The sequence below is a fragment of the Burkholderia sp. HMSC10F09 genome, assembly GCF_001806955.1.
In the GTDB taxonomy this organism is placed as follows: domain Bacteria; phylum Pseudomonadota; class Gammaproteobacteria; order Burkholderiales; family Burkholderiaceae; genus Burkholderia; species Burkholderia multivorans.
This window is the reverse complement of the sequence record NZ_KV786587.1, coordinates 1-8,186: the sequence shown is the minus strand read 5'-3', so window position 1 is coordinate 8,186 and position 8,186 is coordinate 1. Positions and strand designations below refer to the sequence as shown.

9 protein-coding genes are annotated in these 8,186 nt (G+C 66.1%); 7 read left to right on the top strand and 2 right to left on the bottom strand.

Annotated elements, in window-relative coordinates; translation table 11 throughout:
• The 3 genes from HMPREF3115_RS06290 to HMPREF3115_RS06280 all read left to right on the top strand — a co-directional run.
• The coding region (locus tag HMPREF3115_RS06290) for a murein hydrolase activator EnvC family protein (RefSeq protein ID WP_176748739.1) at positions 1-480 on the top strand (480 nt) is incomplete at its 5' end.
• 10 nt (positions 481-490) lie between these two features.
• Positions 491-1,576 carry an RNA polymerase sigma factor RpoS gene (gene rpoS / locus HMPREF3115_RS06285; RefSeq protein ID WP_006399897.1) on the top strand — a complete coding sequence of 362 codons (1,086 nt, stop codon included), beginning with the start codon at positions 491-493 and terminating at the stop codon, positions 1,574-1,576.
• A 3-nt stretch (positions 1,577-1,579) separates the two neighbouring features.
• Positions 1,580-2,356 (top strand): 3'-5' exonuclease, encoded by a 777-nt coding sequence (locus HMPREF3115_RS06280; RefSeq protein ID WP_070553762.1) that lies wholly within the window; start codon positions 1,580-1,582, stop codon positions 2,354-2,356.
• 16 nt (positions 2,357-2,372) lie between these two features.
• Here HMPREF3115_RS06280 and HMPREF3115_RS06275 read toward each other — a convergent pair whose 3' ends face one another.
• Positions 2,373-3,230, bottom strand: coding sequence for an endonuclease/exonuclease/phosphatase family protein (locus HMPREF3115_RS06275; RefSeq protein WP_070553760.1), 858 nt, complete (start codon positions 3,228-3,230; stop codon positions 2,373-2,375).
• An 87-nt stretch (positions 3,231-3,317) separates the two neighbouring features.
• On the opposite strand from HMPREF3115_RS06275, the gene rlmD reads away from it, so the two are divergent.
• Positions 3,318-4,715: a 23S rRNA (uracil(1939)-C(5))-methyltransferase RlmD gene (rlmD, locus tag HMPREF3115_RS06270; RefSeq protein ID WP_081068871.1), complete on the top strand. Its 1,398-nt coding sequence runs from the start codon at positions 3,318-3,320 to the stop codon at positions 4,713-4,715.
• A gap of 72 nt (positions 4,716-4,787) precedes the next feature.
• Here the strand turns inward: rlmD and HMPREF3115_RS06265 are convergent, their stop codons facing one another.
• Positions 4,788-5,486, bottom strand: coding sequence for a Bax inhibitor-1/YccA family protein (locus HMPREF3115_RS06265; RefSeq protein WP_006399901.1), 699 nt, complete (start codon positions 5,484-5,486; stop codon positions 4,788-4,790).
• 248 nt (positions 5,487-5,734) lie between these two features.
• On the opposite strand from HMPREF3115_RS06265, the gene ndk reads away from it, so the two are divergent.
• The 3 genes from ndk to HMPREF3115_RS06250 all read left to right on the top strand — a co-directional run.
• Positions 5,735-6,160 carry a nucleoside-diphosphate kinase gene (gene ndk, locus HMPREF3115_RS06260; RefSeq protein ID WP_006399902.1) on the top strand — a complete coding sequence of 142 codons (426 nt, stop codon included), beginning with the start codon at positions 5,735-5,737 and terminating at the stop codon, positions 6,158-6,160.
• Between the two features lie 55 nt (positions 6,161-6,215).
• Positions 6,216-7,352, top strand: coding sequence for a dual-specificity RNA methyltransferase RlmN (gene rlmN, locus HMPREF3115_RS06255; RefSeq protein ID WP_070553758.1), 1,137 nt, complete (start codon positions 6,216-6,218; stop codon positions 7,350-7,352).
• A 159-nt stretch (positions 7,353-7,511) separates the two neighbouring features.
• Positions 7,512-8,186: helix-turn-helix domain-containing protein (locus tag HMPREF3115_RS06250; RefSeq protein WP_070553764.1), on the top strand; the 675-nt coding region annotated here is incomplete at its 3' end.

Below are 8,186 nucleotides of genomic sequence, written 5' to 3'. Positions count from 1 at the left end.
GCGGTCGCGACGGCCCCGTTGAGCAGCGGCCCGGCGACGCCGTCGGCGAGTGCGCCGTCGGCCGTCACGCCGCCGCCCGCCGCATCGAGCGACACGACGGCCGCGCCGAGCGGCCCGATCGCGTTCGCCTGGCCGGTGCGCGGCCCCGTGCTGAACGGTTTCGACGACACGAAGAACAAGGGTGTCAATATCGGCGGCACGGCCGGCGAGGCCGTGAAGGCGGCGGCGGACGGCCGCGTCGTCTACGCGGGCAACGGGCTGCGCGGCTACGGCAACCTCATTATCATCAAGCACGACGCGACTTACCTCACCGCGTATGCACACAATCGCGCTTTGATGGTAAAAGAGGGGGACGCGGTGACGAAGGGGCAGAAAATCGCCGAGATGGGTAACAGCGATGCCGACCGCGTGATGCTGCATTTCGAGGTTCGCCGACAGGGTAAGCCTGTCGATCCGATGAAGTATCTGCCGCCTCAATAACGGGACGACCATGCCGAAATCGAAGCGCCACGAGCCGCAAGCCGAGTCTGAGAAGATCAGTCGTGCCACGCAAGCATCGGTGGATCGCGCTGGCGCTTCGACGGACGAAGACGACGACGTCGCGGACAACGAGCGGGACTTCGAAGCGCGCGACGCCGATTCCGAAGGCGGCGACGAGCGCGAAGACCGCCCGGACGCGGCGCCCGACGTCGACGATTTCCGCGCACTGCTGCAGGCCGAGCTCACGGCCGACACGATCCAGCACTACCTGAACCGCATCAGCGTGAAGCCGCTGCTCACCGTCGAGGAGGAGCAGCGCTATTCGCGTCTGGCCAAAGCCGGCGAATTCGAAGCGCGGCAGGTGATGATCGAGCGCAATCTGCGTCTCGTCGTCAGCATCGCGAAGGGCTATCTGAACCGCGGCGTGCCGCTGCTCGATCTGATCGAGGAAGGCAATCTCGGGCTCATGCATGCGATCGAGAAATTCGATCCCACGCGCGGCTTCCGTTTCTCGACCTATGCGACCTGGTGGATCCGCCAGAGCATCGAACGCGCGATCATGAACCAGGCGCGCACCGTGCGCCTGCCCGTGCACGTGATTCGCGAACTGAACCAGGTGCTGCGCGCGAAGCGTCACCTGGAAAAAAACTCGATGTCGACGGGCGAAGCGGCCGAGCGCCGCGAAGCCAGCATCGACGACATCGCCTATCTCACCGGCAAGACCGCCGAGGAAGTCACCGATATCCTCGCGCTGAACGAGCACACCGCGTCGCTCGACGCGCCGCTCGATCTCGATCCCGCGAGCAGCCTGCTCGACCTGCTGCCGGACGACCAGAGCCAGTCGCCCGACGCCGAAGTGCAGCACCGCGAACTCGAGACGCTCACGCGCGCGTGGCTGTCGCGTCTGTCCGACAAGCATCGGCACGTCATCGAGCGGCGTTTCGGGCTGAACCATATCGAACCGGCGACGCTCGAAGAGCTCGCCGACGAGATGGGGCTGACGCGCGAGCGTGTGCGGCAGATTCAGCAGGAAGCGTTGGTGCGCCTCAAGCGGTTCTTCGCGTCCAACGGCGTGCGCAAGGACGCCGTTCTGTAACTGATGACACCGATTCTCGTTTTTGACATCGAGACGATTCCCGATGTCGACGGCATTCGCCGTCTCGAAGATTTGCCCGCCACGCTCGACGATGCCGCGGTGGCCGAACATGCGTTCGCCGCGCGCCGCGAGAAGACCGGCAGCGATTTCCTGCCGCATCACCTGCAGCGCGTCGCTGCGATCTCGTGCGTGTTTCGCGACAACAACGGTTTTCGCGTGCGCTCGCTCGGCACGCCGCAGGACAGCGAAGCGACGCTGATCCAGTCGTTTTACCGCGTGATCGAGAAGTACACGCCGCAGCTCGTGTCGTGGAACGGCGGCGGCTTCGATCTGCCGGTGCTGCATTACCGCGCGCTCGTGCACCGCATCGCCGCGACCCGCTACTGGGATCTCGGCGAGGACGACCGCGACTTCAAATGGAACAACTACATCTCGCGCTATCACTCGCGGCATACGGACCTGATGGATCTGCTCGCGATGTATCAGGCGCGCGCGAACGCGCCGCTCGACGCGCTCGCGAAACTGTGCGGCTTTCCCGGCAAGCTCGGCATGGACGGCAGCCAGGTCTGGACGGCCTTCCAGGAAGGGCGCATCGACGAGATTCGCAACTATTGCGAAACGGACGTCGTCAATACGTATCTGTTGTACTGCCGGTTCCAACTGATGCGCGGCGGCCTCACACCGAGCGAGTACGACGATGAGATTCTGCTCGTGAAGAACGCGCTCGCCCAGGAGTCGGCACCGCACTGGGCCGAGTATCTGGCCGCCTTCGGCGCGTAACGCTTGCCGGAGCCGATCAGTCGAGCAGCTCCAGCACGATCGGCTGGTGATCCGATGCGCGCACGGCGCCATCGATCTCGCAGCGCGCGAGGCGCGGCAACAGCGTGTCGGTGACGAATGCGAAGTCGCACGCGAGCGGGCCGTCCGACCATTGGGCGGTGTCGTAGACGCCGGCCGTCGGCGGCGGCGTGCGGCCGGGATGCTGCGCAATCCACGCGTCGACGAAGGCCGGCGCGCCGTCGATCGGTTCGAGCATGCGCCGGTATGCGGTGCTGTCGAACGCGCTGTTGAAGTCGCCGCAGAGGATCGCATCGCGCGACTGCGCCGTCGCGGCGAACGGGCCCGTGTCGTTTTCCGCCGGCGCCGGCCGGTCCGCATGTGCGCATGCTTCGCGATGCCGCGCACGTATTGCGTCGACCTGCGCGAGGCGCTGCCGCTCCGAATAGAACTCGAGATGCGTCGTCACGACGCGCAGCGGGCCGGACGCCGTCAGCAGTTCGACGTCGAGCGCGACGCGCGGCATCGACGGCGCGTCGGCGTCGGCCGGCCACGGCAGCAACTGGCGCAGCACGCGGCCGACCGGCAGCCGCGTCGCGATCGCGTTGCCGAACTGGCGGCGCGGTGCCCCCGGTTGCGCGGGCGGCAGATCGACGCCGATTGCCTCGACGACCGTATAGCCTGGCAGCAGCGCCGCCAGTTCCGCGAACTGATCGACGCCCGGGCGGCTGGGCAGGGCGTCGAAGCCGCGCGTGATTTCCTGCACGCACAGGACATCGAAGTCGGCGAGTTGGCGCGCCACGGCGATCGTGCGGCGCAGGTCGACGGCGCCGTCGGCGTCCCGACCCCATTGGATGTTCCAGTCGATCACGCGCATGACGGAATCTCCCAGCGGCGGATGCCGCTTTCTGCTGCTAGCTTCGTCTACAATCTCGCCTTCTTCAACGTTTGTCAGGAAAAGCTGGTGTCTGAAGCCGTCCCCACTTCTGCGCGCAAATTGAATAGCGTGCCCGCCGCGCCCGGGAGCGCTCCGGTTCTCGAGATCGAGTCGCTCGACATGGAAGCGCGCGGTGTCGGCCGTGCGACGACCGAGGACGGCGAGCCGGGCAAGGTCATCTTCGTCGAGGGCGCGCTGCCCGGCGAGCGCGTGACCTATTCGAGCTACCGCCGCAAGCCGAGCTACGAGCAGGCGACGGTCGTCGACATCCTGCGCCCGAGCGTGATGCGCACGCAGCCGAAGTGCGCGTTCTTCGGCACCTGCGGCGGCTGCTCGATGCAGCATCTCGACATGCGCGCGCAGGTCGCGATCAAGCAGCGCGTGCTCGAGGACAACCTGTGGCATCTCGCGAAGCTGCGCGCGGAGTCGATCTTCTCGCCGATCCACGGCCCGTCGTGGGGCTATCGCTATCGCGCGCGCCTGACCGTGCGCCATGTCGCGAAGAAGGGCGGCGTGCTGGTCGGCTTCCACGAGAAGAAGAGCAGCTACGTGGCCGACATGACGAGCTGCGAGGTGTTGCCGCCGCACGTATCGGCGATGCTCGTGCCGCTGCGCCGGCTCGTCGAGGGGCTGTCGATTCGCGACCGGATGCCGCAGATCGAGCTCGCGGTCGGCTCGCAGGTGACGGCGCTCGTGCTGCGCGTGCTGGAGCCGATCAACGCGGACGACGAAGCGCTGCTGCGCGCGTTTGCGGACGAACACAAGGTGCAGTTCTGGCTGCAGCCGAAGGGACCGGACACGGTCACGCCGTTCTATCCGCTCGACGTGTCGCTCGACTACACGCTGCCGGAATTCGGCATTCGGATGCCGTTCAAGCCGACCGACTTCACGCAGGTGAACCATCAGATCAACCGCGTGCTGGTCGGCCGCGCGCTGCGTCTGCTCGCGCCGGCGCGCGACGATCGCGTGCTCGATCTATTCTGCGGGATCGGCAACTTCACGCTGCCGCTCGCGCGGCTCGCGCGTGAGGTGGTGGGCATCGAGGGCAGCGAGACGCTGACCACGCGCGCGCTCGCCAACGCGCGCGAGAACGGCGTCGACGGTCATACGACCTTCGCGTGCCGCAACCTGTTCGAGGTGACGGCCGACGACATCCGTGCGCTCGGCGCCTTCGACAAGTTCCTGATCGATCCGCCGCGCGAAGGCGCGCTCGCGGTCTCGAAGGCGCTGGCCGACATCGCGCAGAGCGGCGAGGGCCCGCTGCCGAAGCGGATCGTCTACGTGTCCTGCAATCCGTCGACGCTTGCGCGCGACGCGGGCCTGCTCGTGCATGAAGCCGGATACCGGCTCAAGGGCGCCGGCGTCGTGAACATGTTCCCGAATACGTCGCACGTCGAATCGATCGCGCTGTTCGAGCGCGACTGAGCGACGCAGGCGGCAGCGGACGTAAAAAAACCGGCCCGTGACGGGCCGGTTTTTCGTCGGATGCCGCGAACGTCAGTTGCGGTTGCCGCCGAAGATGCCGAGCAGCGCAAGCAGGTTCGTGAACACGTTGTAGAGGTCGAGATAGATCGCAAGCGTGGCGGTGATGTAGTTCGTTTCGCCGCCGTTCACGACGCGCTGCACGTCGAACAGCATGTACGCGGAAAAGATCGCGATCGCGAGCACGGAGACGGTCAGCATCAGCGCCGGCAGCTGCAGGAAGATGTTCGCGACCGAGGCGAGCAGGATCACGATCACGCCCATGAACAGCCACTTGCCGAGGCCCGAGAAATCGCGCTTGCTGACGGTGGCGATCGTCGCCATCGCGGCGAAGATGATGCCGGTGCCGCCGAACGCGAGCATGATCAGCGACGGCCCGTTCGAGAAGCCGAGGATGAAGCTCAGCAGCCGCGACAGCATCAGGCCCATGAAGAACGTGAAGCCGAGCAGCACGAACACGCCGGCCGCGCTGTTCTTCGTGCGCTCGATCGCGAACATGAAGCCGAACGCGATCGCGAAGAACGCCAGCAGGCTCATCATCGGGCTGGTGGCCGCGAACAGCGAGAAGCCCGTCGCGACGCCGACCCACGCACCGAGCACCGTCGGCACCATCGACAGCGCGAGCAGCCAGTACGTGTTCCGCAGCACGCGGTTGCGAACCTCGGCGGTGGTAACGGAGCCGCCTCGGCCGAAATTGTACGGATAGTCGTTCATGGTTTCTCCTAACATTGAACGCAGGGCGTTCGGGGCCGGTTCGGCACACGCGGTGTGCGGCGCAGCAAACCGGAACAGCTATGGCTAAGATACGTTCCGCGCCGCGAGGTTTCAATGGCCGCGCCGCGCAGAACACATCGTTTTGGAACCTTTCGATCGTGTAAGGGTTCAATCGCAATGATACACGGGATCGTGCTACAATAGCGGATTCATTTGAACCTGTAACTTCTTAATTTCTTGGAGTTTTTATGGCAATCGAGCGCACCCTGTCGATCATCAAGCCGGATGCGGTGGCAAAGAACGTGATCGGCCAGATCTACAGCCGTTTCGAAGGCGCCGGCCTGAAGATCGTCGCAGCGCGCATGGCGCATCTGTCGCGTGCAGACGCTGAGAAGTTCTATGCGGTTCACGCGGCGCGTCCGTTCTTCAAGGACCTCGTCGACTTCATGATCTCGGGCCCGGTGATGATCCAGGTTCTGGAAGGCGAAGGCGCGATCCTGAAGAACCGCGACCTGATGGGCGCGACCGATCCGAAGAAGGCTGAAAAGGGCACGATCCGCGCCGACTTCGCGGACAGCATCGACGCGAACGCCGTGCACGGCTCGGACGCACCGGAAACGGCAGCGGTCGAAATCGCGTTCTTCTTCCCGGAAATGAACGTTTACTCGCGCTAAGCCCTGGCTTCCAGCAAGTAGGCAGGATTCAGCGCACGCGGCAAGGCAGCACATCATGACGAGCGAAACTTCCGTCAATCTTCTCGACTTCGACGCCGAGGGTCTTGTCGCGTACTGCGGCAGCCTCGGCGAGAAGCCGTTCCGCGCCAAGCAGTTGCAGCGCTGGATCCACCAGTACAACGCCGGCGATTTCGACGGCATGACCGATCTCGCGAAGTCCCTCAGGGAAAAGCTGAAGGGGCGCGCGTCGATCGCGATGCCCGACATCGTCAGCGATCACGTTTCCGCCGACGGCACGCGCAAGTGGCTCGTCGACGTCGGCAACGGCAACGCGGTCGAAACCGTGTTCATCCCCGAGGAAACGCGCGGCACGCTCTGCGTGTCGTCGCAGGCCGGGTGCGCCGTCAACTGCCGCTTCTGTTCGACGGGCAAGCAGGGGTTCTCGCGCAACTTGTCGACGGCCGAGATCATCGGCCAGCTGCGCATGGCCGAATTTGCGCTGCGTGCGTCGCTCGGGCGCGCGCCGGGGCCGAACGGCAAGGCCGAGCGCGTCGTCACGAACGTCGTGATGATGGGCATGGGCGAGCCGCTCCTCAATTACAACGCGGTCGTTCCCGCGATGCGCTTGATGCTCGACGACAACGCGTACGGGCTGTCGCGCCGTCGCGTCACGCTGTCGACCTCGGGCGTGGTGCCGATGATGGACCGTCTCGGCGCCGAGCTGCCGGTCGCGCTCGCGGTGTCGCTGCATGCGCCGAACGATGCGCTGCGCGACGAACTCGTACCGCTGAACAAGAAGCATCCGCTGCGCGAGCTGATGGCTGCGTGCCAGCGTTATCTGAAGGTCGCGCCGCGCGACTTCATTACTTTCGAATACTGCATGCTCGACGGTGTGAACGACACCGAAGCGCATGCGCGCGAACTGCTGGCCGTCACGCGCGACGTGCCGTGCAAGTTCAATCTGATCCCGTTCAACCCGTTCCCGGAGTCGGGCCTCATCCGCTCGAAGCCGGAGCAGATCAAGCGTTTCGCGCAGATCCTGACCGACGCGGGCGTCGTGACGACCGTGCGCAAGACGCGCGGCGACGACATCGACGCCGCATGCGGTCAGCTCGCCGGTGCAGTGAAGGACCGCACGCGCCTGGCGGAACGAACGGGCGCAGGAAAAATCATCGAGGTTCGGGCGGTTTGACGGGGTGACCCGGCCGGGGATGCCCGAACCAGTGGCGGTACAACACGCGAATAGCGATCGTCGCGGCGCACGGGCGCCGCGCATGGCATGAACAGTTGCGGGGGCGGCCGGTGGAGCCGGCGCACCCGCCAGTGAAGAAGAATCGACGCGAGGACAAGGATGAGTGAGCCGCAGCCGTCAAACGGCGCAGAGACGAATGCCGCACAGCCGGCACCGGCGGGACTGGAATCGCTGGTCGCGGTCGGCAGCCGGCTGGCGCAGCTTCGGGAGGCGAAGGGGTGGACGGTCGAGGACGTATCGGCGCGGCTCAAGGTCGCTCCGCCGAAGCTGCGGGCGCTGGAGGCCGGCGACATCAGCCATCTGCCCGGCGTGACGTTCGCACTGGGCGTCGTGCGCAGCTACGCGAAGATGCTCGGCGTCGATCCGGAACCGTTTGCGCAGGCGCTGCGCCGCGAGCGCGGCGTGCCGGAGGTCGATCTGTCGATGCCCGCGTCGTCGGGCGCCGATCTGCCGCGCGGCCGCGTGTCGATTCCGCTCGGACACTCGTCGCGCCACCATCCGTGGCTATGGGGAACGGCGCTCGTCGTGGTCGCGGTGATCGCGGTGCTCATGTGGCACACTGGCGGCGATTCGTCGCGCTGGCTCGCGCGCTTGAAGGGCAACGACGCGCAGCAGCATGCCTCGGCCGCAGCGGCGGCGACGGCCTCGCCGGTCGAGGACGCTTCCGCGGGCGGCGCATCGAACGCGGCGCCGGTTGCCGCCGTGCCGGCTGCCGTATCGGAAGCGGCGCTGCAGGCCGCCGCATCGGCAGCGCCGGCACCGGCCGCACCGGTC